The organism is Saprospiraceae bacterium (assembly GCA_016714025.1).
GTDB lineage: Bacteria > Bacteroidota > Bacteroidia > Chitinophagales > Saprospiraceae > Vicinibacter.
In genome coordinates this window covers 1,697,840-1,722,975 of sequence record JADJOB010000002.1, presented here as the reverse complement: position 1 = coordinate 1,722,975, position 25,136 = coordinate 1,697,840, and the positions used below count along the sequence as shown (strand labels likewise).

Genomic DNA, 25,136 nt, shown 5'->3' with positions numbered 1-25,136 from the left:
GACTTATTTCCCGTTTTTTTTGAAAAAAAATAAATTATGTTCAAACAAATAAAATATTTTGTCAGTTACATTTTCTTATCTGCATATTTAATCGCATGCAATACACAACAAAAAATTAAATATGAATTTCCTGCTGAGATGACCAATTCGGTAAAAGTTGAATACTTGAAATTATGCAATAAAGGAAAGAATTTGTTTCTATTAAATTGTGCAAAATGTCATTATATGAAGTTTAAAGGAAAAGAGGTCATACCTGATTTTAATCCTGCTCAATTGGAATCATATCAGATTCGCATTTCAAATTTGGATCATATGAAATTTGTTAGAGAAGATAATATTTCTGCTGAGGAACTTGGCTATGTAATTACATTTCTTACTTATAAGAAAAAAAGTGGTGCGGCTTGGAAATCAAATTAAATACCAAATATTAAATACATCCAATAATTTGTCTATTAGTATTTAGGTTGGATAAAATACTTTATCACCGTAACTAATTAAAAAAACTTCTCAAGTCACAGTATTTTTTACAATTCCAAAAAATAGCAAAACTTGCCCCTCATCCCAAATAATTTATCGTTTAATAAAACCACGAACTGAATTAACACGTGATGTATCTGGTGCATATCCTTTAACTTCATGCACCGCTTTTAAATTTTCCTTTTTATGATACACTTCATATGACTCAAATCCTTTTCTAACTGCTTTAACTTCCCAATCAAAGCTGAAGTTGCCTGTTCCTTTTTGTAATTCTTTGACCCGAAATCCTTCGGCATTCTTTTCAACAACTGCTACCCCGAATGTTTCTGCAGATCCGGGAGTTAGTTGCACTGTAATGGATTGAGGATTAATTACATTTTTATAATGTTCTGAGAAGAATACAAAAGCTTCTCCATTCACCAAATGTCCTGTGCCACGCTCATACGCAGCGGCTTCTGGACCTTCAATACACGCATACCAGATTTCACGATCTTTATCTGTAGGATCATCCATTCTAAAATTTTTAACGTCAGCAAAAATGGTTCCCAGTCCATTGGTTGCTAAATACATTCCTGCAGAATTGCCCCCATTTCCATCTCCTATTCCCAACCAGGGATAATTTGGACCATTGACAGAATAACCTGCATACACATTGTATTGATCTGTATTTGAATTATACAAAACAAATTCACCGGCTGAATTAAAACTTTGCATTTCTGCAACAGCCCGATTCGTTTTAGTTGAAAACAATCCGATATAAGGTTGTGTCTGATCGCTAATTAATGAAGAAAAATACATTCGGTCTTTTCCATTCTTATCAAATGTAAAGAGGCCTCCCCCATAATTTGTTGCTACATCGATTCCGGCAAAATCCTTATTGCCACTGTAGAAATACATGCTACTATCCCGTAATTCAACTCCCGCAAATTCTAATGGTGAATCTTTGACTTTTCGGTCAATGGTAAATCCGGTTCCATAATAATATCCTCCCCGATCCGGAGTAGCCACATCAAAACGCAGTTCAAATGGATTTAATGCAGCTCGAAGCTCTTTATGACTGATATCGTTATTCCAAAATTCCAATTCTGCATAGGGACTTCCAATTGTAAAACTATTTAGTCCATATAAATATTTGTTACCGTAGGATAATACATGTGTATTAGCGCCCTGAAAAGATCGAGATTGCATGGCACCAATACCCTGAATGAATTGAATGCCAACTGGTGAAACTGCTGTACTATCACTTCCCTTATATGCAGCAAATGAATTTTGTGTTTGTATCAAAGCATTTGATGCATTGACCCTTTGAATTCCCGCAGGATCTTCAAGGACCACATCATTTGCACTGCGTTTCCAAACACCAGCAGATGGCGAAGATCCAATCGGAAGGTGCTTCCATTCTCCTTGTGAAAAAACCAACACATCCCCTGAATCTGGTGTTGTTGAAGCCAGTGGAAACCCATTTAATTTAATTACTTTGGGATTGGGCAAATTGCCGGTTAGGTCGCCACCTGCCGGACTGTTAATCAACAAGTCATTGGTTGGATCGTGGTCTACACTTACCGGCACCCATTGGGTTCCATTCCAAACCAATGCTTGATTTAATTGTGGATTGATATCCATGACCGGCCTGTTTTGCAATCCTGTTACTTTAGGATTTGGTAAAGTTCCAGTTAAATCGCCTCCAACCGGTGAACCATTTTTTAAATCATCGGCAGGATCTGGATCTCCGGTATTGCTGATTTTGTTTCCTTCAATTAATATGCCCGGACCCGCAGTCAGTTGGGTACTTTCTGAATAGAGTGCATAAGGCACACTTAAGAATGGAGCTACATTGGACAACTCGTAGTTGATTCCTCCGTTAGGATCTATTTCAGTCTTTAAAAACAAACTTCCATCAGCCCATTTAATTTGATCAAATTTTCCACTAAGGGGAAAACCATAACCTAGCAATAAATTTACTAAACCAAATTCATTCGTCAACGCACGGTGTTCTTCTGAATACACCAAGGTTCCGCTGGTACCACCTTGCAAAATCGAAAACTTAAAATTCACATTACGGGATACCAATGGCTTGCCGGAATTGTCACGCACGATGGTTTGAAAATTTAATCCTTTTGGGATTTGCGCTATGCTGACATTGAATATTAGCAAACTATAGACCAGGATGATAAACGGATTGCGATTACTCATTGTGATGGATTTAAAAAATGTAAATAGATTCATCTTATTAAAAATTTGTTTGGAAATTAAAGTTTTGAAATTAAAAAAGACTGACTTTCATGCGCATCAACTAAACTAAATTTGATCAGGTAGATGCCCGGTATCAAATGATCAAGTTGTACTGACATACCTTTGACCGTTCCTTGAGCTAATAAGTTACCCTGCATCGAATAAATGACATACTGAATTAAATCAGTTCGGTCCGTTTCAAGTCTCAGGAAATCATTTACCGGATTCGGATAAATCCGGATGGTAGTAATGCCTGGATTTTTCGTTCCGGTAATGCTTAATGGATCTGGTTGGATAACTCCCGAGGTGGAAGCGTAGGTTGACTGTACACCCCTTATTGTTAAAGTGGATACCTCACCTACCGAATAAGCTGCAGAATAGGCTCCATTTTTAACATAAGATCCAGCCGCATCAATGGCATATTGTCCTGACAGATTTAAGGACATTAAAATCATAATTAAAGGAAGATACAAAATTGCTTTCATCTTCCAATATTACTACAAATCTGCTTAAAAGCAGATGACAATTCTCAATCAAAAGATTGATAAGTATTGTCGACTTGCTTCGAACTTAAAATTTTTTTAAGGAATCGAAATTTAGAATTGACAATTCCTCTAAATTTTAAAGACATACTTCATTCATGCAAATTTGAACCCCAAACCCATTGAAAGGGTCTTTATGATTTGTGTTACGTAAATTAATATTTTATTAAAATAATACTTATTTCAAGCATCAACATTTGAAGTAAAATCAAAGCCCCCTTCCAAGGGGGTTGGGGGTTCGAGCACAGTTTACTTGTTTACAATTTCTTCACTCTTTCAATTTTTCAATTCTTCTTCAAAATGAAATTAGCGTTTTTCGCATGCTGCTTTGAACCCCAAACCCCTTGAAAGGGGCTTTATGATTTGTGTTACGTAAATTAATATTTTATTAAAATAATACTTGTTTCAAGCATCAACATTTGAAGTAAAATCAAAGCCCCCTTCCAATGGGGTTGGGGGTTCGAGTACTGTTAACCTATTTTTCAATTTCTTCACTCTTTCAATTTTTCAATTCGACTTCTATCTAAAATTTGCGCTTCCTTCATGTTTATCCGAACCCCAAACCCCTTGAAAAGGGCTTTATGATTTGTGTTACGTAAATTAATATTTTATTAAAATAATACTTGTTTCATGCATCAACATTTGAAGTAAACTCAAAGCCCCCTTCCAAGGGGGTTGGGGGTTCGAGTACTGTTTACTTATTTTTCAAGTTCTTCACTCTTTCAATTTTTCAATTCGACTTCTATCTAAAATTTGCGCTTCCTTCATGTTTATCCGAACCCCAAACCCCTTGGAAGGGGCTTTATGATTTGTGTATAGAACAAAATATTTCCTTCCATCAATGATACTTGTTTTATGCATCATACTTTGAAGTAATTTTCAAAGCCCCCTTCCAAGGGGGTTGGGGGTTCGAGTACTGTTTACCTATTTTCAATTTCTTCACTCTTTCAATTTTTCAATTCTTCTTCAAAATGAAATTTGCGTTTCTTCTATGCTGTTTTGAACCCCAAACCCCTTGAAAGGGGCTTTATGATTTGTGTTTAGAACAAAATATTTTTTTAGATAAATAAACGTTTCAAATGCAATCATTCAAAGATTAAAATGTAATGCACTCTTTTGACTATATCTATTTAAAAAACAGAGAAATTCATTTAATGTCTTCAGAATTTTATTGTTTGCAAACAAACGCATGGGCTAGAACCTTTTGGCCAGATTGCAACAGGACCAAATAAATTCCAGCTGCGATTTGTGTTGTTGTCCAAGTATGTTGAATCTGTCCTTTAGGGTAATATTTATTTTCAAAAATGGTTTGGACTTTTTGTCCATTGCTATTTAAAATATACAAACTCAAAACTTCAGACTCTTTTAAATCAAATTGTATTTGTGTGTTTGCTTGAAAAGGGTTCGGGCTAATTTCTAAACTCGCGGAATCCAGGAATTTATTATTCTTTACATCGGTAAGGCTGTGATCTATAATCAGGACTCCACCGGAATCTGCTTGCAGTTGATTACCCGGACTAAGTTCTACCCGACAAAGAGATCCAATTGGAATCAATGTTGCCTGATAGCCTCCATAAGGTATTAATCCTGTAACGATATGTTTTGTAATATGATTTGGAATTATATAACTGGTGGTTTTTAGGAGTTCGCCCCAAATCTTTGGAAACAACACCAGGGTATTTTTAATAGCAGCTCCTTCAAATGCAGTCCCTGAATCCGATTGAATGAGTAAAACGGAATCAGCGGATACATTTCCATCAGCTCCTTGGATTGCATTTAAAAAACGAACATCTTGTGGATTGGCTGGATCTTCAATCATAAGTTGATGTGTTGTAAATTCTTCCTGGGCCAACGCATTAATATTTTCTGCAACGGAAGGGGTTAATACAGCATTTTCAGGCAAAAGGTTGGATAAGAAAACGTTTTGTCCACCAGGAGTTAAAACATGCATAGATTTTCCAGAAACATCTGGGGTTGCCGTTAATTGAATATAAAATCGTTTGAAACGATCCGGTACTTTTGATTTTGCCCGATCATAAATAATGATGTGATCCGGTTTCAACCACACGATGGATCGGCTTGCAAATTCAATATCTGTTGATGCATTATTTGCACTGAATGGATTGGGACGGTTGTATAAATTAGTTGCATCACCGGTTGCATATACAAATTCCGGGTGGATGCTGGTGATTACATATGGATCTCCGGCATTCACTCCTTGTGTCCATTGACCACCCCGTTCGATGGTTGGTGCTTCATACCATTGGAGGTTTGCAGGCTGAGTATTTTGTAATCCAAGCGTGTTGTGAAAAGCAGAAGTATATCCGATACCATCATTGGTATAACCACTTCGTTCTTTGATCAACCACTCCCCTTTTCTAAAAAATTCAAATTGGTTACCATCTCCACTTTGATGATTGATACTGGTCCAATGACACTGCCAGTTAAACCAGGATGCATTGCCGGTCCAATCTGTTCGCGACAAAATTTTACTGAATGCGGGGTCAAAGAATGTTCTATTTAAATCAGGTCGAGGGTCAACCGGGTCTTTTGCAGCTGGATCAAATAATAAGAAATAATATAAGGCATCCGTAGCATTGCTACCTGACCAGGTGTTTGCCAATCTATAATTTAATAGACCTGCACCGCCTTGCAATACATTCCAAGAGAACCAACGGCATTGATTTAATCGAATGGGATTATTTGCAAGTTTCATATCAATTAAGCCAATCGGTGCTGACAATTGCATTAATTCAGGGGTTACCCAAGTCCGTAACAAATCACCATAATTCGCAACCGGATAAATTGGTCCATAATAAGTGGCTTGTGGCGGAATGTAGGGCTCAGGAGCAATTTGATGCAACATTCCTTCCATCAAGAGACTCCAATAGTTACTTTTTAAAAGCTTTGCTTGTTTTCCAATAATGGTTTCATCTGCCCAACCGGCTGTTTTCAGTGCAAGCATTTGTTGCGCTACCCAACCAATACTCAAACCATAGAGCGAGCCTTCAACTGACAATCCACCACTGCCCATTCCCAAGCCGAAATTTGGAATGTTATAATCTGCCGCAACAATATCCGGTTTTTCATATTGAGCATATTGCCCATACAACCAGGCCCCGGTTGCATTAAAAATATAACTGCGCAAACTGTTACCCAGTGCGGAATAATGCAAATTCGAATTAATTTCAGGATCATCTTCTGCATCGATGGAAAGTGACATAAACGTCATATTGCGTGCATGACCAGAATAATAATTATTTAAAATCCACCGGTTGGTTAGTTGAATTTGTTTGTCATTGATCAATCCAATTGGAGTTGGATGATTGTAAGCAGTCAATTGTTCTTCGCACCAGCGTAAAAATACCGTTCTGATTTTAGCTTTATCTTGTTTAGTCAGAATGTCTTTCCCCTGGAAATCTTTTGCATTATAAATCCAATCTACTGTTAGCGGACAGCCTTCACCATAAACACGCGAACGGTCATAGGTCATGAAACCTGGATCACGAAATGGAACTCCTGAGGCTGGACCTAATAAAGCTTGATCGATCACATACATCAATAAATTTCGGGCACGTTGGGCATGAATAGCCCTTTGTGTGAGATCCGGATCTATTAAAGACCAAAATGCAAAAAATTCTGCATACGATTCGGTAACATAAGCAGACCAGGTCGTGTTACCTATATCCGGCCAATTCGGATTGGCAATTCCGCCTGGAAAAAATTTAGCATCATAGGCTTGAATTGCAGTATTTAAAACTTGTTTGAATGCAGGATAAATTGGATTGTTTGCATTGGCCCAGGATTGCAAGCGCGGAAGATCTTCTTGCGTAATTAATAAGCGGGGATGCGATGTAACTGCATTCGGATTGTCCGGCATGGTTTGAAAAGACCAGGCCTTGGATTCAAGACTGTTTCTGCTGGAATTAAATGCTTGTATAGTCCAATAATAGACCGTATTGTATTGCAAATTTTCTGCAACCCTACTGGTACTGTTCACTTGATTGTCTTTAAAAACCAGCTTTGTTAATGATGGATCTGAATAAATTCTAAGCGTATAGCTGGTTGCTTCTGAATTGAGATTCCATTTTAAGCGAGTTCCTAAAACCTGATGGGTTGATTGATCTGAAGGAGAAATCAATCCAGGAACCTGTAAAGTTTGGGAAACTAATTGAGAGCAAACAAACAACAGAATTACCGGTACTTGGAATTTTACAGACAGCTGGTGTAGCATGGTGAACTATTTTAAAATCATTAAAGAAAAGGGCTTAGTTTAAAAACTAATACGGTAAAAACAGGAATGGGGTTGGTTGGTGTTATTTGATGTGATGTTGTAAATTGTACTTTAGTAACATTTCAGAAATTCAGCATTTCAACATTTAGCTAAAGACTTTCCTCCCATAATCTGGATCATGGTTAAATCAAGATTCTTCAGTTTTATATAAGCAATTAATACTTGAAATATTCAGCCCCAACATTAAAATCCTGTGCATTCCATTATCCAGAAAATTTATACACGGATAGTACCCTATTTTAAAAAAGGTATAAATTTGCTAACCCTGCTCTGGTATGATTTATACTCCGGATATTTTCCAACACTGATTTCCTCACTAAAATTGGCACTGCCCTGAAATAATAAGATGAGTAACAAAGCACCAACGATACTCCAGTTAAACCATTGTCCACTGACTGATACACTATATAAATAAAAGCTAAGCCAAATTGCTTGCTCTGCAAAATAATTTGGATGGCGACTGTAAGCCCACAATCCGCGATCTAAGAAACCTTTTTTCAAATCTTCCGGAAGCAATTCTCCTGCATTGAGCAATGCCCATTTTTTACTTTGAAAATTCCATTGCTGGATATCGGCAATGGTTTCATAAATAATAAAGAAAAGTATAACACAAGTAATGAGGGTGTCAAAAACACTCCATGGAACATGCCTGAATTGAAATGCAATGATTGAAGGAAGCGTGAATAATAAAATCAATACATTCTGATACGCAGAAATAAAAAATAAATTAAACAAGGTCCATTTCCATTTTGCTTGAAATTCAGGTTTTTGTCGCAATACCTTCCACCGATAGTCTTCCTCACCTGCCCAAAATTTCCAGTGATAAGCACCTTTCAAAGCAAAATTAAAACTCAGACGGATTCCCCAAATGCTTACCAGGATGGCCATCACAACCAATCGAATATTGAATTCAGAAGCATAGGTAACGATCCAAACATAAAGGATCGGCAATAAACTCCAGAGTTTGTCAACCTGGCTGTTGTTTTTTGTAAGTTCAGAGACTATAAAACAATAGGCAATTGCAAACAAAACGATATAAGATAGATTAGTCAATAACTTCCATTCCAAAGGTCCAAGGGTACTGCCTTTGAAGTAACTGAAAACGGGTACAAGAATCAGTGTAAGTATTAGCAAAAAGCTGGTCTTAAGAATATTCATTTTGCGTCTGTATTAAAATAAAATTGATTTAGTATTTACAAATTCAAATCAGTCCTGAGGATTTTGTTGTTACAAACCTTGGCAAACGGACAACATTAAAAGCATCTTCATGCCACTAAATGATTGATAATTTACTTTAAAAAGTGCAACAAATTTTAGACTACTATTCCCTTTCCCAAGATTCATATTCGATACTTATAAGCTTGGTAATTTTTCCCTGATGTCTATGTAACACTTAGGATTCAGTTCAAGTTAAAAAATAAACTCCAAATTTACTGAAAGAAAAGGAAATTCCATCGCTATCGATTCAAAATACTAATCAAAAAAAGGCTTTAAACTATTTAAGTTAGAATTGTTTAATATCCTTCGACTCCAATAACTTGTCATCTGCCAGATTCCAAAAAAAAAATTAATTCAAGAGGATGGTCAATAATCCAAATAATGATCCTATTTCCTTGAATATTTTTATTTTTCAGCGACTTGGAGCTAAGATTCAATGAGCACCAAATTGGAATTAGAAGCGATACAAATTCTTATGAAAAACAAGACATTCTTGATTTTACAGAAATGGAAGAATTTAATGTGCCTTTTTTTCAATCAAGATTTGAAAGCCTGACTTGAAAAAATGATCGGCCTCGAAGAATTACACAAACGTTTGTTAGCAAATATTGGGTACATCATTCCCTCTCCCGGATATATTTGCTCCTTGCCCGGGATGTGGAAAATCATAATCAAATGTGTGTCTCATTTTCGACCTCAGCCCTACCTTCAAAAATATTTAAAATCAACGTCAACTTCTCCCTCTGTGCAAGGAAGAATCCATGGATTTTAGACATTGAGAATCTTCCCCAGACAATTGGCCCCAAATGTTAATCCAAATATATTTTCTTAGGCCTTGGTTCACCAAACATGGTCAACTGACTGACAATTTGCGGATGCTTACTCTAGTTAAGCATTTTGAAGATATCCTCTAGGTTTTGACTACTTTGATTGAAGTTTCCAACTAGTATCCTAGCAAGAAATATCCTGAATTAAGTGTCTGGTTGAAAAATCGATGTCATTACTGACTAAACAGAACAATTTAATAAGACGCCCTACTTAATTGTGTCCAGAATTACAATTTATAAGCTTAACATTGAATCGCTGCAACAGATGCTTTCGCAGCATTTAAGGATGCTTCCCAATCTGTTCTCAATTGACCTGTAAGTTCAGAACAATTTCCATATGGCTCCAAAGCATTGACATAAGCCTGCGCAGCATTTTTATAAGCTTGGCAGTTAGCAGGAGTAGGATTCGTACTGTAAGCTTGGGCCGCTGCAGTTAAAGCACTTAATTCATTTTGAAGTTCATCAGCATAGGCCGTAGAACAAGGTTTATTTGGCTCATTATCATCTCCACATGAAATTGAAACTAAAGCCAAAGAAAAAAGAAATAAAAAAGAAATTAACTGAGTTTTCATAAATAAATAATTTAGTTAAACGATATAAAGATAGAAATTTTTAAGAAAATTTCAAATTTCCAAAATAATTATTTCAATAAACACTTCAAATCCTAATAAAACAAAATATCAAATATAAGGAAGATGCATTCTCCTTTTGTTGCATTTGCTTTTTAAATGAAGGGAGGTTATAGAATTGATTTAACGCAATTGTAAGCTGGTTAAACTATAGTTGCCTTTCCAGAACTAAATCAATCGCCATAAGTCTCAGGTCCTTATACCTTACAAAATATGAGGGAACAATCCCCAAAACAGCAATCAATAATAAGTGGTCAGGAATCAGTTAACAGTATAATTTATTTTTTAAGCCATGCAAATCCATTTTAATTAAACCATTTTGGAAAAGTTAAAATTCAACCATTTAACAATGAATTTCCAATTTAAAATAATTGCAAGGTAGTTCCTGAGACCATTTTGAATTGATACTCTAATTCCTATTTTCTACACCAAATTATTACAATCCGAACCACTTTTTATTTTCAAGTAAAATACAACTAACACGATACTATCTTTCCTGAAATTAGTTTTGCAATACCAATCTTTGTCTTTTGATTTGAATTAAATTCAAGAAAATATTTAGTTATGCCGTTTAATTAGATAATTTTATAGCTTTTGGATAAATAAAATATTAAATCAATTACCTGCAAATCAAATGCTACTTGAAATAATTGTACTTATAAATTGAACTGACAAAAAATCAAATTTCAATAAATAACAATTTTAAATTTATTGATTTAAGAAATATTCACTTTAAATTGTATGCCATTTGAACCTTATATTAATAATAAAATCCCTTGTAATACAGCTAAAATATTTTTAAATCTTAAACATTAGATATGGAACCTGTTTTTGCTAACATTCTGGATTGATTGATACTAATTTGGTTTTATATATTTTTTCAAAAATTAAAGCATACTATCTTAACAGACTTTTGTTTTGAGATGTAGACTGTAAGCCGACAAGCAAAGCTTTGTCAGCACTCGAATAATTTTCCTTAAATGAAAAAAGCCCGTCTTCCGACAGGCTTTTTCTTTTGTGGCGGAGGCAGGACTCGAACCTACGACCTTTGGGTTATGAGCCCAACGAGCTACCAACTGCTCCACTCCGCGATATGAGGGTGCAAAGATACGCTATTTCTGGCAATTTGACGAACTAAAAACGAAATTAAATACTAATCGTCTGTAAATGAATATCTTGTACTAAAGCTATGCTAAAACAATAGCAAGAGTAATTCTACAATCTGGAATTCAATCACAAGAGCCTGACAAGCTGATAAGGCGATTTATTCTAACTCTAATCTACCAGTTTCGTATTGCAAAAACCAATGGCTTCCCTATTCAATACTGCTCATTTCATTATGAAATTTTAGCAAGTAGCATACCAAGACCAGCAACGCTCCAAACAAAATAATAAAATATAACCCGCTATTTCGAATTAATTTCTTTTCATCAATTCTCGCAATTTCTTGATGGCGGTTGTACGCGTTGTTACTTGCAATCGCATGTAGGCATTGTTGATATGCCTTTTTAACGTATTGATCGAAATAAACAAATCCTGGCTTATTTGTTGATTGGTTTTACCAGCATAGATTAAAAACAATACTTCAAATTCTCTTTGAGACAATGGACTCAACAGCTGTGAATTTATTTTTTCCAGATTGAGTTCAGTAATTTGAACATGGTTGCTGCTTGCAAAATTTGATAACGAAATTTCAAGGGTAGCCATCAATGACTTTTCGTGAAAAGGTTTGACCAAATACCCTGAAGGCTGTATGTGTTTGGCGCGTTCCAATGTGCTTTTATCAGAATAGGAACTTAAAAAAACAAAGGGGATGCCCATTTTTTCATGTATAAATTTTCCCACATCAATGCCATCGAGCTCCCCTTCCAAATTGATATCCAACAGTACGATGTCCGGTTTTTCCTGTTCCAGTTTTAAAATGGCTTCTTCGTAATCATAAGCAATACCAGCCACTTCATAATCATGATTGTTTAAATACATGGCTATGTTTTCCGCAATCAAAGGTTCATCTTCAACGATCAAAACACGTACTTTATAATTGATAGCTTCCATTAGGATCTTTTGGTAAATTGAATTTGGATAGTTGTACCCTGATCACGAACAATTTGCATTGTTCCTTTTAGTTTTTGAACAAAAGCACGGACCATCTTGTAACCAAAACTGTTTGCACCGGCCACGTCTATGGACTCCGGAATACCAATTCCATTATCTGACACCTCCAGTTGAAACAAATTCAAGGTTTCAGAAAGCGTAACACGAATTTTTCCATTTGTCCGTTCACTAAAAGCATATTTCAATGAATTGGTCACCAACTCATTGATGATCATCCCAATGGAGACCACCAGATCCATATGGAGTTGCATGGGTTTGACATTTACTTCGATCTCGACCTGCTCGCCCTCTCTTTGATAGGCCGTCCACAGATGATCTACCAGATTTTGAATGTAGTTGGGCATATCCACCATATTCATTCCGGCTGATTCATAGAGATTCTGATGTATAAATGCCATGGATTGTACCCGGTGCTTGCTTTCATTCAACAGACTTTCATAGCGTACATCCTGAGTATATTTTGATTGCAAATCCAGTAAACTCGAGATCACCTGCAAATTATTTTTGACCCGATGGTGCACTTCCTTATTGACAAACTCCAGGTCTTTGGTTTGTTTGAGAATAATAGAATTTTTCTCTTGTTGTTTTCTAAATAAATAAAAAACCAATAAAGCCAATGCCATTAATAGAATAATACCAGTCCACAAAAACGTTTGAAAATTGCGTTCATCTGCCAGCGTTGCATTCCGCATATCGTTTTCCCGAATTAAAGACAAGCTCAATGCTTTTTCTTTTTCCAATTGTTGTGCTTGCAATGCTTTTTCCCGAATAGATGCTTCATTTAATCTTTGTTCCTGCGCCAAAGAAATGTCCTTCAATGCATTTTCTCTTCGAAGGCCTTCTTTCAACATCAATTCCCGCTTCAGTCGCTCTTCATTCAACTGATTTTGAATTTTCAAATAGTCTATTTCTTTGTCCCTGATTGTTAACTCCGAATTTTTTGCAATGCTTTCTGCCAATTTCTGATTTTCCTTACTCGAATAGCTGTTGCTGTTATGATTTAAATATTTAACCAATTCATATGCTTTCGACAAATTTCCATTGCGATAATAGGCTTCTGCCAAATTGGATTTAATGTAATAATCAATGAACGGAGTAAACCCCTGGTGGGAAAGCGATTCCGCTTTGTTAAATGCTTCCAGCGCTGCTGACTCTGAATGAAGGGCCATTGCATAATTTCCCTTAAGTACAAATAATCGAACATTAAAAAAATCTTGTTTTGGTTTATCGGATGCCGTATCGATTGCCTGAATGATTTCCTTCATACTAGCATAATCCTTTTTATTATAATATAAATTAGCCAGTTCTATTTTAGATTCATACAACGCATTTGTTAGTTTTTCCTGCGTTGATAAAACCAAACTTTGATTGATAAAATAATATGCAGAATCCAATTTCTCCAAAGACAAATAAATACGGCCCAATGCCAGTGCATTTTTTTGCATGGCCGATTTGTTATTTAATTTTGTAAATAATTGCAGCGATCGCCTGTAAAATTGAATGGCTTTATCCGGCTTGGAAATTTTATCAAATACTTGCGCTAAGTCTTCCTGCAAAGACGCCATCAGGTTTTCCTCCTGATTGACCTTTGCAAGATCCATTGCAGAGCGAATCTTTACTGTGGATGCAAAAAAACGACCGTTTTTAAAATCAACAGATGCCAGGGTTTTCAAAGCCAGGGCTTCGGTGTATGGTTCAGAATTTGGAATCAGTTTATTTAGAATCACCACAGCATCTTCTGACTTGTCCATTTCAATAAATGTCTTTGCCAGGTATACATTGCATAAATTTTCAAGTTTGGAATCTTTTTGCTCTTGATAATAGTGAATCCATTTACTCAATACTGAATTTGCATTTTCTGGGTCGCCGTCAATCAATTTTATAGCCATTGTTTCTAATTGCAAACGGCCTGAAGGTGCCAATTGATTCTGAGCTCTTGTTGTAAAAAACAAAAAGCAACAACTAAAAATCAGCAGAAATATATCTTTCACCTGTTTCAATATAGCTTAAAATCTGAAATCAAAGATAGTTTGAGGCAGCAGGTTTTCAATAACCCTTAAGGGTGATATTGGTAAAACTAAAAGAAATCACCCTTTGGGGTGAAGGCATCGCTCCCAAAAAAGTCTAAATTTGTACTATTAAAAAAATGCATATGAAAAGAATTTTTACCATCGGATTTATTTTAGGATGCCTGTTTCAGGTATTCAGTCAACGTCGCTTTGATGTTCAATTTCCCGTAGATGGAAGGATGCGCGAAAGCATCATTGTAGTCCCCAGTACAACGCCACCACCCGGCGGATATCCGGTAGTTTTTATGTTACATGGAACCAGCGGAGATGGTGAAAAATTTTACAATATTTCAGGATGGAAAGAAGTTGGCGAACAAGAAAATTTTATCACGGTATTTCCATCTTCTTTGAGTTGGTGTTTCGTAGAAGATGGCATAGAAAAACACAACACCCGCTGGGTAAATGGGAATGTAACCGATTACCCCTGTGCAGGACCACCACAAGACTATGTTGATGATGTAAAATTTTTAAAATTACTGGCCAAACGAATTTCAGATACTTTTCCTGTAAATGAATCTATGATTTTCTGTTCTGGTTTTTCGAATGGTTGTTCGATGATACACAAACTGGCTATAGATGCAGGAGATGTATTTGCAGCAGTTGCAGGAACCAGTGCAAATTTGACCGTTGGAGATTCTGCTCGTCCAATTCATAGAATTCCCATTTGGTTAATGGTGGGTACACTCGATGACCGTTTTATTGTACCTCCATTTACTGAATTGCCATTTGGAGGTGATTCGATCTTAGGTTATTTAAAAAGTTCTCTCAACCGGGCTTTGGTTTGCCAGGGACTGGATACAGCATTTATTAAAAATGAAAAGGATAGCGCACATACCTATCAGTTTACAAAAAGTCTGGCCGGTGAAATTTCCAAACCATATATTTTCACTTTGTTAAAAGGAATGACTCATGAATATCCAAATGGTGCAAATTACCCAGTGAGTGCTCCATTAATTTTCTGGGAGTTTTTTAAACGTTCGGTAGCTGTTGCGACTGAGCATCAACATCAGGGATCAATTGGTATCTATGCATATCCAAATCCTTCCAATGATCTCGTAACAATTTCTATTCCTGAATTTCATGGAAATTATCATTGGAATCTATATGACACGCAGGGTAATCTACGATTAAAAGGGAATCAAGCAAACGGTGAGTCCGTACAAATTAAAAAATCGGAATTGGGAACTGGCTTATTCTTGTTTCGTGCACATCTTGACAATGCTACTTTAAGTCAAAAAGTTATTTTTAACTAATGAATCTAAATCTTATGAAATTGATTCTCGGTTGGGTTGTTTATTTGACTTGCTTTGCAAGCTTATTCTCTCAAACGCGTTATGATATAAACCTGATTTCTGAAGGCCGGCTCAGAGAAAGCATCGTGGTTAAACCAAGCAGCCCTCCTCCGATTGGTGGATATCCCATTGTCTTTATGTTGCACGGCACGAATCAGAATGGAGAATATTTTTATGACATTTCTGGTTGGAAAGAATTAGGCGAACAAGAAAATTTTATCACGGTTTTTCCTAACTCATTGAGATGGTGTTATATGGATGACAGTGTAGAAACCCATGGTTTAAGATGGGTAAACGGACAAGTAACGGATCTTCCATGTTCGGGACCACCACAGAACTACATCAGTGATGTCAATTTTTTAAAACTGTTGGCTAATAAAATTGCAGACACCTTTCCAGTCAATCCTGCAATGATATTTGCTTCAGGTTTTTCAAATGGAAGTGGAATGATTCATAAACTAGCTATTGATGCCGGAGATGTTTTTGCTGCCTGCGCGGGATCCGGTTCTTTTTTACCAGCTGGTGATTCTGCAAAACCAATCCATCGCATTCCTGTATGGGCTATGATGGGAACAAGAGATGACAAATCGATAAGACCCCCCTTTACCGAAATTCCATTCGGAGATGACTCGGTGTTAGTCTATTTTAACAGAGCACTTCAACGGATGATTGATTGTCAAGGTGTAACTCAAAATTTCACAAAATTTGAAACAGCCATTACACACAGCTATGATTTTAAAGAAAGTAATCCAGGAGATACCGGACAATTGTATCGATTTACATTGGTCAATGATATGTTCCATGTTTATCCAAATGGGATGAATTTTAGATTAGAAGCAGCTAAATTGTTTTGGGAATTTTTTAAATCCAGTGTAGTTGTAAAAAATTCAGAACACTCAAAATTAATTCCAACTGCCAGCTTATTTCCCAATCCTTCTTCAGACATCATACAAATTTCAATCCCTGAATATGATGGAAATTATTTGTGGAAACTCCAGGATGCTTCAGGAAAAATACAATGCAGTGGCATTCACAACAACGTCTCCGAACTTCTAATAAAAAAATCTGAAGCAGGTATTGGATTGTTCATTTTAACCTTACAAACTGATCGACAGATTTATTTAAATAAAATTATTTTCAATTAACAAAACTGGAAATTAGTACTCATGAAAATTAAATACATTGCGCTGATATGTTTGTTTCTTATCTATCATTTCGGTATTTCACAAGAAAGGATAGATGCAAAACTCTTAATCAATAATGAACTTCGTGAACTGGTAATTTTTAAACCTTCGGGCAATCCTCCTGCAGGAGGCTATCCCTTGGTCTTTATGTTGCACGGCTCCAATCAATCCGGACCGCAATTTTACAATATATCAGGTTGGAAGGAAGTAGCCGAGAAGGAAAAATTTATAGTAGTTTTTCCCACTGCTTTAATCTATTGTACTACAGAAGGGGTTCAAACAAAGTGGAGTGAAGGCAATACCCTTTCGATACTTTGCCCAGGTGATACCCTAAGAGATGATATTCCTTTTTTTTATAAAATGATTGATACAATATCAGCTATTATACCTATAAATGCAAATAAAATTTATGCATCCGGATTTTCAGGTGGTGGCACGATGGTTCCAAAATTAACTATTAACATGCCTGGAGTATTTGCTGCAGCTGGATGCGGAAGTGGTAATTTGGATGAAAGAGATATTAAACCAATGAATCCCAAAGTTCCTACATGGGCTATCCGTGGAACTCATGATCATAATTTTATAGATAGATTGGGAAGACCCTGTCCATTTAATGATACCGCTGTTGCTTTGAATTCCAATAACCTTTCCAACCACCTTTCCGCTATGGGTTTAAGTTGGAATTATTCCAAAGACTCAAATGCCTACGCTATCCATTATACTTTTACCGATCCCCTGCCGGGAGAATCAAAAGCATTCTTCAGATGGAGCATCTTTTATGGATTAGAACATGAATATTTCAATGGAACCAACTACCTGAATCAATTACCAAATCCTCCAATTGAAGCTGAATTGTTTTGGGAATTTTTTAAATCTGTTTCCCGAATCAGTTCGACAGAGAATAAAAATGATAATTCTTCCCTGTTAATTTATCCCAATCCAGCTACTGATGAAATAAACATTCGGTTTTCAACACCAATGGATTCGCCCATAAAGACATTGAAAGTTTTTAATGTTATGGGACAACAAATTTATAAGCTTCAACAGCCATTGACAAATCCAATTACTTTAAATAAATCGATCATTGGATCGGGAATCTTCTTATTGCAAATAACTACTGCACGTCAAAAAATAAATCGAAGGATCATTTTTGAGTAATTGTTTGCCATCTATAAAATACCTACTGGATGAAGCCCCAAATTTCTTAGAAATTGGGGCTGATTTTTTTAATTACAAAATGATGTGTAACGAATCCAATTAACAATTGCATGCATATATAGAAATTAGGATGCGATCAAATTTTTATATAAATCCATTTTCTTATAAGAGTTTTCAAAAGCTAAAAAATCCAATTATTCCAGATCGCTCCTATTCCATCGAACCAAATTGGTGGTCATTTGTTATTGAACCAAGAAATTGTTTAATTCGAATGAAAGTATTAAGTTTTATATTATTAAGTCTGGCCGGCTGCCAAAATCAGCCAAAACCCATTAGTTCACAAGAAACCATGAATGCATCTATGACTACGATTCAGGATCAAACGACAGGCAATGATAGTTTGGAGATAGCCACCCTAGGGGCAGGTTGTTTTTGGTGTGTAGAAGCAATTTTTCAAGATCTCAATGGGGTTGTAAAAGTTGAATCCGGTTATTCCGGGGGCGGTGTTAAAAATCCATCCTATCGCGAAGTGTGCACCGGCACTACCGGACATGCTGAGGTGTGTCAGATTCATTTCAATCCTAAACAAATTAGTTTTGAAGAAATTCTGGAGGTGTTTTGGACTACCCATGATCCAACTACTTTAAATCGTCAGGGGGCTGATGCCGGTACGCAATATCGTTCTGCCATTTTTTATCACAGCGAAGCTCAAAAAAATGCTGCTGAAAAATCAAAATCTGAAGTGGCTACACAAATTTGGGAAGATCCCATTGTAACTGAAGTTACTGCTTTTACAAATTTTTATCCTGCAGAAGATTATCACCAGGATTACTTTAATTTGAATGGTTCAGCACCTTATTGTCAAATGGTCATAGCACCTAAAGTGAAAAAATTCAGAGCTAAATTTGATGGAAAACTTAAAAAAAAATGAAAGATCCAAAAGACTATAATAAATTAACCGACGAAGAACAACGGATCATTTTAAAGAAAGGAACAGAAATGCCTTTTTCTGGTATTTACAACAAACACTATGAAACAGGAACTTATGTTTGTAAACAATGTGAGGCAGAATTATATAAATCAGAAGCTAAATTTGACTCCGGATGCGGCTGGCCCAGTTTTGATGATGAAATTCCCGGTGCAATCCGCTACCAACCAGATGCAGACGGTCGCCGTGTAGAAATTTTATGCAACCATTGTGGTGGCCATTTAGGACATGTCTTTAAAGGAGAAAAATTTACTCCAAAAAATGTCAGACATTGTGTGAATTCACTTTCAATTGATTTTAGGTAGTTGATAGTTGTTAGTTGATAGTTGTTAGTTGATAGTTGGAATAACCATCAAATAATTAGTTTACCCATTAAAAACATTTTAACATTGTACCATTGCAACATTGCAGCATTGTAACATTGTAGCATTGCAGAATTCCCTCCCTACCGTTTCCAATTTTTTTGAAACTCCTTGATCTTTTCATTTATCATAGTTTCAGCCTGCCTTGCCAATTGGTCGCCGGATGAGCCGTAAATGGGATCGAAAAAATGAATATAGATGTGCGTTCTCCATTTGGAGAATGTTTTAAAATACAAACCCATTAAACTTTCTTCATGCCAAAAATCTGTTTCGGGGTTTCCCATTTCTAAAGCAAATGGAACAACAGGATGTCCTGTGACAGCGGCAGCTTCAAATGATCCATTTCTGAAAGGTTTAGTTTCAGGAGTTGTGGTGGTGGTCCCTTCCGGAAAAATTAGAATACTCCGATTAATTCGTAAATTTTCTTCAATCTGTGCTTTTGCAGTATGCCGGCTATCAGAATTCGGTCTGTCAACATAAATGATTCCAGAGAGCACGGCTCCGGTATGTATTAATGGATATCCGGAAACTTCTTTTTTACTAACGCCATAAGCTCTTCTGATATAACTGAATGCAACCAATGGATCCACAAACGATCGATGATTCCCAACATATAAATTGCCATTGCTTACATCAACTGTTCCAGATTTATGAATCTTCACACCCAATATCCACAAAGCCATTTTACACCAATACATTCGAATGGCAAATGCCAATTCCTGATTGGCAAGTTTTAACTTCATCAGTATCAATCCAAGCCCTATCAACACAGCCATCGTGCCAATGATTAAGACAAAACGGATCGCTGCAAGCAGATAACCAAACGGTTTGAATACATTCATTCCATTCAACTTAATTCATTAATTGAATGGCTTTATTAACATCCTGCACCGGCAACTTACAGACTTTATTTCTGCACACGTAAATGTAGGTTTGATCTTCTTGCAATTTTTCCTTTAATAATTCCAGGCTGCCTTCAGTGGCTCCGCCCAACAAGATGGCGTTGGGGGTGTATTTATTTAATATCGTTGTATGCAATGCAGCAAAGTCTTTTCCAACGATTGCAACTTCATAAAGAGGTTTTACAAATCCAATTTGAATGCGCAACCAATTCGATATATATATCGGATCCATACTTTCTTGCTGTTGTGCAATTGCGTGAAGCATTTTTTTGGAACGATCCAAATAAGCTTCGTTGTAAAAATACAATCCCAATTTATGAAGCACTTCACACATCAACGAATTGGAAGAGGCAATTACTTGATCTGATAATTCTTTTTTGCGGGCAATGAGGGCTTTATCTTCTGAAGAAGTGTAATAAAACAGCAATCCGGATTCATCGGTAAAATTTTTGATTACCACATCACAGATCGCTTTACTTTGCTGCAACCAGCTTTCATCAAAACTCACTTCATAAAGCCTGATCATGGCTTGCATTGTAAACGCATAATCATCCAAAAAGCCTTGCGCACCGGTTTTTCCATTCATATAACTTCGAAACAATTTAAGATCATTCTGCAGCAATTTCGTCTTAATAAAATTTGCTGTTTTTATAGCTTCATCCAGATAGGACTTATCAGACGTTGCAGCATATACATCACACAATGCTTGAACCATCATGGCATTCCAGGAACAAATGATTTTTTCATCACGGCCTGGCTTGGTGCGTTTAGCTCGATAGGCAAGCATTTTTTGCTTTGCATTTTCCAATTGAGATCCAACTTCTGTTTCTGAAATTTTATATTTTAATGCTAAGTCTTTTGGAGACATGTGAATTTTTAATACATTTTTTCCATGCTCCCAATTTCCTGCTTCGGTGATATCAAAATGATCTGCGACCAATTTCAATTGGTTTGCATCAGGAAGGATCGATTTAAGTTCATTTAAAGTCCACACATAAAACTTGCCTTCTTCTCCTTCTGAATCTGCATCAAAAGAAGAATAATAAGCAGCTTCCGGTGATTTAAATTCATTAAACATAAATTTTGTGCAATCCGTAATCAAATTTTTATATCCCTGATTATTAGTAAAACGATATGCATTTGCATAAATGCTGATTAATTGTGCATTGTCATAAAGCATTTTTTCGAAATGTGGAACTTTCCATTTTGTATCGGTAGAATATCTTGCAAATCCTCCGGCCAACTGGTCGTAAATTCCACCTTCCATCATATTGGTCAAACTGAGATCCAACCATTGCTTGGTTTTAATATCTTTAGTTGCAAATGCATATTCTAAATTATATTCTAACAAAGGAGGCAATGGGAATTTTATTTGTCCGGTTCGTCCACCATTTTGAAAATCAAGTGATGCAAGGATTCTGGCATGGGCGTCTGTCATGAATTTTTCTTCAAACCGGACCTCTTGATCATTGACCATAAATTGTTGCTCACTTTGGAGATGGTTTGCAATTTGTGCAGCCGCTTTTTGCAATTGATTCTGATCTTCTTTATAAACATCCAATATCTGATTTAACAAATGCATCCATTCGTTTTTTGTAAGATAGGTCCCTACCCAAACCGGTCTTCCATCAGATAAACAAACGGCATTTAGAGGCCAGCCACAACCTCCATTCTGATTTACAATTTGGCATGCTTCCATATAAATATTATCAATGTCCGGACGTTCTTCACGATCCACTTTAATAGAAACAAAATTCGTATTCATGATGCGACTGACTGCTGTATCCGAAAAAGATTCTTTTTCCATTACATGACACCAATGGCAGGAAGAATAGCCTATACTCACAATGATCAGTTTATTTTCTTTTACCGCTTTTGCCAGAGCTTCATCCGACCATGGATACCAATCGACCGGATTATGAGCATGTTGAAGCAAATAGTTTGAATGTTCATTGATTAAATGGTTGCCTTTTGCTTCTGTTTGACTGCTGGAGGGTCTGCATGCTGTTAAAAGCAAAAAAAGCACTAAGGGAACCCCGTGTTTCAAAATATACATGTATCTGAATTTATTTTTTCTGAAAAACCGTGTAAAAGTAAGCTTTAATATTTTAACCCTGCATTCAGATTGTGAGTTGGAATTTGCAATACAAATATGAAAAATTTAACTATTTTTAAGCTAAATTCCTAAATCTCATGAGTTGGCGACGATTAAATGGGGATTTAATAGATACCCCAATTTTAGATGCGGTTGAACAGACTATTCTCCGCGAACAAGCAGCGGGTTACAAACTTAAATTATGCATTGGAACCGATAGTCAAACCCGAATGGATCATGTTGACTTTGCAACGGTAATCGTTTTTGTACGGGAAGGTCGGGGTGGCTTTATGTTTATTCACCATACTACACACAAAGGAATTATGCGCATTAAAGAACGCATGATTACTGAAGTAGCCAAATCAATTGAAATCGCCTATCAATTGTGCGATCTGCTTGAAAAATATGACATTGCACTGGAAGTTCACGCCGACATCAATACAGATCCAGGATTTAAATCAAATACCGCTTTAAAAGAAGCAATGGGATATATTTTAAGTATGGGTTTTATCTTTAAAGCAAAACCCGATGCATTTGCTTCATCATATTGTGCAGATAAGGTTGTTTAGGAGCAGAGGCTGTTTTATCCTTTCAGACAAAATGCAATAGACTCCTTCCATTTTTACTTAAATAAAAAATAGCGTTTTAGCTTAATAGCTTATCAGCTTTTGCCCAACTACTGTTTAATGAAATTCAACTTTTCGATGGACTGATCACCAGACAAGATGTCGACAAAATAAACTCCTTGCGATAGTTCGCTGATGTCAAAATATAAATTGGAACTTGAACGATCTACATTAAATGGAATGCTCGCCATCAGTTGTCCGCAGATATCATAGATCCTGCACTCCAGGGGACCCAATTTATCATCTGCTTCATTTTGCATTTGTAAAATATCTGAAGTTGGATTTGGATAGATGATAAATCGTTTGCCGGTAAATCCCTTGTCTTTATTTTGAATGGCTATAATTTTTGAATAATTAAACGAACCATCTTTTTCCAGCATTTTAAGTCTGTAATAGCTATTTAAATTTGATTCAGGATCAAAATAATTGTATTCAACAATTTCACTGCCGTTGCCTGTGTTCCCTTTTTTTGCTTCTATTTTTGTGATGGTCTGAAAACGTGCCGAGGTAGTTTTACTGCGTTCAAGTTCGAAGTGAGAAAATAATTGATCCGAAGAAGCTACCCACTTCAGGGCATTTCCTTTGGACTGAGCTTCCCCGGTAAAACTCAATAATTTTACGGGCAATACAGCTCCACAAACCACAACCGTTCCATTGCCATTTGGACCTCCGTCTATCGCTCGGAATACATCTCCATCGCAGGCTTCATTTTCCCAGGCACCTGTTGTGCCGTCACCGGTTATGGTGATTTTAGGCAAATACGCCATTGCTGAGCTGACATTGCAATCAACTTTTGCTTGGAAACAGAAAGGTCTTAAATCTGGAAAAGTTGCCTGAGGCGTTCCAATTCCATTGTCACCATAATTATTTGCCGGATTGCCATCCCCTTCGTCAACATAAAATCCAGGGCCGGGCAAATTATTCTGAGCTGCTTTGGTTGAATCTAAAAATACCCAAAAGCGACTACCATGCTGACAAGGTTGTGAACCGGTCGGGCCTTCACAAATCTTAACCCCTTTAGGAATTTGATCAAATGAAATGAAAACACCATGAACCCAATTGGTATTTAACTCAAAGTATTTATCGAGTTTGATACAAAAGTCAATGGAAACCATACCAATCGCCGGATCATCGTAGGTTCCGCTACCACCACCAGCATTAAATCCATTAAGTGTCAAGGTAGCATTTGCACATTGCGCAAGCAATTGTTTCGATGAACAAAGGACTAAACCTAAAACAAAGACAGATAGTTTAATAAAATTAGTTTGCATGGATTTTACTTAACCGGGCGTGAATAATTAGAATGCAAGCAAGCTGTCGCAAATAATATGCCAATAGCTACCAGGTATAAATTATCATAAGAATCAACATGTGTAAACTATTGATTATATGATGATTACACTTTTATTGTGCAAGTCCTGGTTTTGGCAAAGACCAGCGTATAATGATTCATTTCGAGATATAAAAGACTATATTTCAAGAATAAATATATAACATATTTTTTACATATTAAAAATTAATTTAACTTATACTCATTAAAGATCTGGCCCTATTTTTGAAGGCAGTAAATGATTGCTTGTATGGACCCAAAAACTGATTTCATTCAAATATTTGTTACAGGTGGAACCTTTGACAAAGAATACAACTTTGTAAATGGCCAACTCTTTTTTAAAGACACCCACTTGCCCGAAATGATGGAACGGGGTCGTTGTACTCTTGACATCGACATAAAAACACTCATGATGGTTGATAGTCTGGAAATGACCGAAGAAGACCGTCAAATAATCATTCACAATTGTAAAAAATCGATTTCAAATCACATCTTAATTACCCACGGTACCGATACCATGAGTTTAACAGCTAAAGTACTGGCAGAAGCAGCACTTGATGTGAAAACGATTGTAATAACCGGTGCTATGATACCATACGCTTTTGGAAATTCATCGGATGGTTTTTTTAATCTGGGTTCCGCATTGGCTTTTGTCCAGACACTCCACCCGGGCGTTTATATTGTTATGAATGGACGTTACTTTCCATGGGATCATGTAAAAAAGAATACTGCAACCGGATTTTTTGAAGCTACTTATTAAGTTCATTTTAATGATACAAACTGCTAAATTTCAATA

At 36.3% G+C, this 25,136-nt stretch carries 18 protein-coding genes and 1 tRNA gene; 8 read left to right on the top strand and 11 right to left on the bottom strand.

Translation table 11 applies throughout. The features are described from left to right. Window positions 1-36 precede the first annotated feature (36 nt). Window positions 37-417 carry a hypothetical protein gene (locus IPJ80_09940; protein MBK7913804.1) on the top strand — a complete coding sequence of 127 codons (381 nt, stop codon included), beginning with the start codon at window positions 37-39 and terminating at the stop codon, window positions 415-417. Between the two features lie 153 nt (window positions 418-570). Here IPJ80_09940 and IPJ80_09935 read toward each other — a convergent pair whose 3' ends face one another. The 8 genes from IPJ80_09935 to IPJ80_09900 form a co-directional block, all read right to left on the bottom strand. Then, window positions 571-2,670: a hypothetical protein gene (locus IPJ80_09935; protein MBK7913803.1), complete on the bottom strand. Its 2,100-nt coding sequence runs from the start codon at window positions 2,668-2,670 to the stop codon at window positions 571-573. 56 nt (window positions 2,671-2,726) lie between these two features. Further along, window positions 2,727-3,155 carry a T9SS type A sorting domain-containing protein gene (locus tag IPJ80_09930; GenBank protein MBK7913802.1) on the bottom strand — a complete coding sequence of 143 codons (429 nt, stop codon included), beginning with the start codon at window positions 3,153-3,155 and terminating at the stop codon, window positions 2,727-2,729. A gap of 1,264 nt (window positions 3,156-4,419) precedes the next feature. After that, on the bottom strand, window positions 4,420-7,485 hold the full coding sequence (locus IPJ80_09925; protein ID MBK7913801.1) for a T9SS type A sorting domain-containing protein: 3,066 nt from the start codon (window positions 7,483-7,485) through the stop codon (window positions 4,420-4,422). A 294-nt stretch (window positions 7,486-7,779) separates the two neighbouring features. Then, window positions 7,780-8,703 (bottom strand): DUF1295 domain-containing protein, encoded by a 924-nt coding sequence (locus IPJ80_09920; protein ID MBK7913800.1) that lies wholly within the window; start codon window positions 8,701-8,703, stop codon window positions 7,780-7,782. 1,129 nt (window positions 8,704-9,832) lie between these two features. Continuing rightward, window positions 9,833-10,162, bottom strand: a complete 330-nt coding sequence (locus IPJ80_09915; GenBank protein ID MBK7913799.1) for a hypothetical protein — start codon at window positions 10,160-10,162, stop codon at window positions 9,833-9,835. A gap of 1,075 nt (window positions 10,163-11,237) precedes the next feature. Continuing rightward, window positions 11,238-11,310, bottom strand: a tRNA-Met gene (locus IPJ80_09910). A gap of 325 nt (window positions 11,311-11,635) precedes the next feature. Beyond that, window positions 11,636-12,274: a response regulator transcription factor gene (locus tag IPJ80_09905; protein ID MBK7913798.1), complete on the bottom strand. Its 639-nt coding sequence runs from the start codon at window positions 12,272-12,274 to the stop codon at window positions 11,636-11,638. Further along, a complete protein-coding gene (locus IPJ80_09900) occupies window positions 12,274-14,325 on the bottom strand; it encodes a sensor histidine kinase (GenBank protein MBK7913797.1) in 2,052 nt (683 codons plus the stop codon). Before IPJ80_09900 ends, IPJ80_09905 begins: the two co-directional genes overlap by 1 nt. Window positions 14,326-14,486: 161 nt before the next feature. On the opposite strand from IPJ80_09900, the gene IPJ80_09895 reads away from it, so the two are divergent. From IPJ80_09895 to IPJ80_09875, 5 genes are all read left to right on the top strand, one after another. Beyond that, window positions 14,487-15,656 carry a T9SS type A sorting domain-containing protein gene (locus tag IPJ80_09895; GenBank protein ID MBK7913796.1) on the top strand — a complete coding sequence of 390 codons (1,170 nt, stop codon included), beginning with the start codon at window positions 14,487-14,489 and terminating at the stop codon, window positions 15,654-15,656. Between the two features lie 14 nt (window positions 15,657-15,670). Continuing rightward, window positions 15,671-16,840 carry a hypothetical protein gene (locus tag IPJ80_09890; GenBank protein ID MBK7913795.1) on the top strand — a complete coding sequence of 390 codons (1,170 nt, stop codon included), beginning with the start codon at window positions 15,671-15,673 and terminating at the stop codon, window positions 16,838-16,840. 21 nt (window positions 16,841-16,861) lie between these two features. Further along, the gene (locus tag IPJ80_09885; protein ID MBK7913794.1) at window positions 16,862-18,037 is read left to right on the top strand and encodes a T9SS type A sorting domain-containing protein; all 1,176 of its coding nucleotides are present in this window, start codon (window positions 16,862-16,864) and stop codon (window positions 18,035-18,037) included. Between the two features lie 271 nt (window positions 18,038-18,308). After that, window positions 18,309-18,968 carry a peptide-methionine (S)-S-oxide reductase MsrA gene (gene msrA, locus IPJ80_09880; protein MBK7913793.1) on the top strand — a complete coding sequence of 220 codons (660 nt, stop codon included), beginning with the start codon at window positions 18,309-18,311 and terminating at the stop codon, window positions 18,966-18,968. After that, the gene (locus tag IPJ80_09875; GenBank protein MBK7913792.1) at window positions 18,965-19,330 is read left to right on the top strand and encodes a methionine-R-sulfoxide reductase; all 366 of its coding nucleotides are present in this window, start codon (window positions 18,965-18,967) and stop codon (window positions 19,328-19,330) included. Before msrA ends, IPJ80_09875 begins: the two co-directional genes overlap by 4 nt. A 140-nt stretch (window positions 19,331-19,470) precedes the next feature. On the opposite strand, the gene IPJ80_09870 is transcribed toward IPJ80_09875, so the two are convergent. Together IPJ80_09870 and IPJ80_09865 are read right to left on the bottom strand one after the other, a co-directional pair. After that, window positions 19,471-20,229, bottom strand: a complete 759-nt coding sequence (locus IPJ80_09870) for a 1-acyl-sn-glycerol-3-phosphate acyltransferase (protein ID MBK7913791.1) — start codon at window positions 20,227-20,229, stop codon at window positions 19,471-19,473. A 10-nt stretch (window positions 20,230-20,239) separates the two neighbouring features. After that, entirely contained in the window at window positions 20,240-22,345 is a 2,106-nt protein-coding gene (locus tag IPJ80_09865; GenBank protein ID MBK7913790.1) for a thioredoxin domain-containing protein, read from the bottom strand. Between the two features lie 137 nt (window positions 22,346-22,482). Here IPJ80_09865 and IPJ80_09860 point away from each other — a divergent pair, with 137 nt between their 5' ends. Continuing rightward, window positions 22,483-22,953 (top strand): hypothetical protein, encoded by a 471-nt coding sequence (locus tag IPJ80_09860; GenBank protein ID MBK7913789.1) that lies wholly within the window; start codon window positions 22,483-22,485, stop codon window positions 22,951-22,953. A gap of 107 nt (window positions 22,954-23,060) precedes the next feature. On the opposite strand, the gene IPJ80_09855 is transcribed toward IPJ80_09860, so the two are convergent. Next, window positions 23,061-24,281: a T9SS type A sorting domain-containing protein gene (locus IPJ80_09855; GenBank protein MBK7913788.1), complete on the bottom strand. Its 1,221-nt coding sequence runs from the start codon at window positions 24,279-24,281 to the stop codon at window positions 23,061-23,063. A gap of 309 nt (window positions 24,282-24,590) precedes the next feature. On the opposite strand from IPJ80_09855, the gene IPJ80_09850 reads away from it, so the two are divergent. Then, window positions 24,591-25,100, top strand: coding sequence for an asparaginase (locus IPJ80_09850; protein ID MBK7913787.1), 510 nt, complete (start codon window positions 24,591-24,593; stop codon window positions 25,098-25,100). The last annotated feature ends 36 nt before the right edge of the window (window positions 25,101-25,136 follow it).

What these genes read in the sequence shown, in the direction of transcription:
- IPJ80_09895 (MBK7913796.1), top strand. Translation starts at nt 14,487, where the DNA reads ATGAAAAGAATTTTTACCATCGGATTTATTTTAGGATGCCTGTTTCAG.
- IPJ80_09940 (MBK7913804.1), top strand. Translation starts at nt 37, where the DNA reads ATGTTCAAACAAATAAAATATTTTGTCAGTTACATTTTCTTATCTGCA.
- IPJ80_09865 (MBK7913790.1), bottom strand. Translation starts at nt 22,345, where the DNA reads ATGTATATTTTGAAACACGGGGTTCCCTTAGTGCTTTTTTTGCTTTTA.
- IPJ80_09890 (MBK7913795.1), top strand. Translation starts at nt 15,671, where the DNA reads ATGAAATTGATTCTCGGTTGGGTTGTTTATTTGACTTGCTTTGCAAGC.
- IPJ80_09875 (MBK7913792.1), top strand. Translation starts at nt 18,965, where the DNA reads ATGAAAGATCCAAAAGACTATAATAAATTAACCGACGAAGAACAACGG.
- msrA (MBK7913793.1), top strand. Translation starts at nt 18,309, where the DNA reads ATGAAAGTATTAAGTTTTATATTATTAAGTCTGGCCGGCTGCCAAAAT.
- IPJ80_09930 (MBK7913802.1), bottom strand. Translation starts at nt 3,155, where the DNA reads ATGTCCTTAAATCTGTCAGGACAATATGCCATTGATGCGGCTGGATCT.
- IPJ80_09850 (MBK7913787.1), top strand. Translation starts at nt 24,591, where the DNA reads ATGGACCCAAAAACTGATTTCATTCAAATATTTGTTACAGGTGGAACC.
- IPJ80_09870 (MBK7913791.1), bottom strand. Translation starts at nt 20,229, where the DNA reads ATGAATGTATTCAAACCGTTTGGTTATCTGCTTGCAGCGATCCGTTTT.
- IPJ80_09855 (MBK7913788.1), bottom strand. Translation starts at nt 24,281, where the DNA reads ATGCAAACTAATTTTATTAAACTATCTGTCTTTGTTTTAGGTTTAGTC.
- IPJ80_09925 (MBK7913801.1), bottom strand. Translation starts at nt 7,485, where the DNA reads ATGCTACACCAGCTGTCTGTAAAATTCCAAGTACCGGTAATTCTGTTG.
- IPJ80_09935 (MBK7913803.1), bottom strand. Translation starts at nt 2,670, where the DNA reads ATGAGTAATCGCAATCCGTTTATCATCCTGGTCTATAGTTTGCTAATA.
- IPJ80_09860 (MBK7913789.1), top strand. Translation starts at nt 22,483, where the DNA reads ATGAGTTGGCGACGATTAAATGGGGATTTAATAGATACCCCAATTTTA.
- IPJ80_09915 (MBK7913799.1), bottom strand. Translation starts at nt 10,162, where the DNA reads ATGAAAACTCAGTTAATTTCTTTTTTATTTCTTTTTTCTTTGGCTTTA.
- IPJ80_09920 (MBK7913800.1), bottom strand. Translation starts at nt 8,703, where the DNA reads ATGAATATTCTTAAGACCAGCTTTTTGCTAATACTTACACTGATTCTT.
- IPJ80_09885 (MBK7913794.1), top strand. Translation starts at nt 16,862, where the DNA reads ATGAAAATTAAATACATTGCGCTGATATGTTTGTTTCTTATCTATCAT.
- IPJ80_09905 (MBK7913798.1), bottom strand. Translation starts at nt 12,274, where the DNA reads ATGGAAGCTATCAATTATAAAGTACGTGTTTTGATCGTTGAAGATGAA.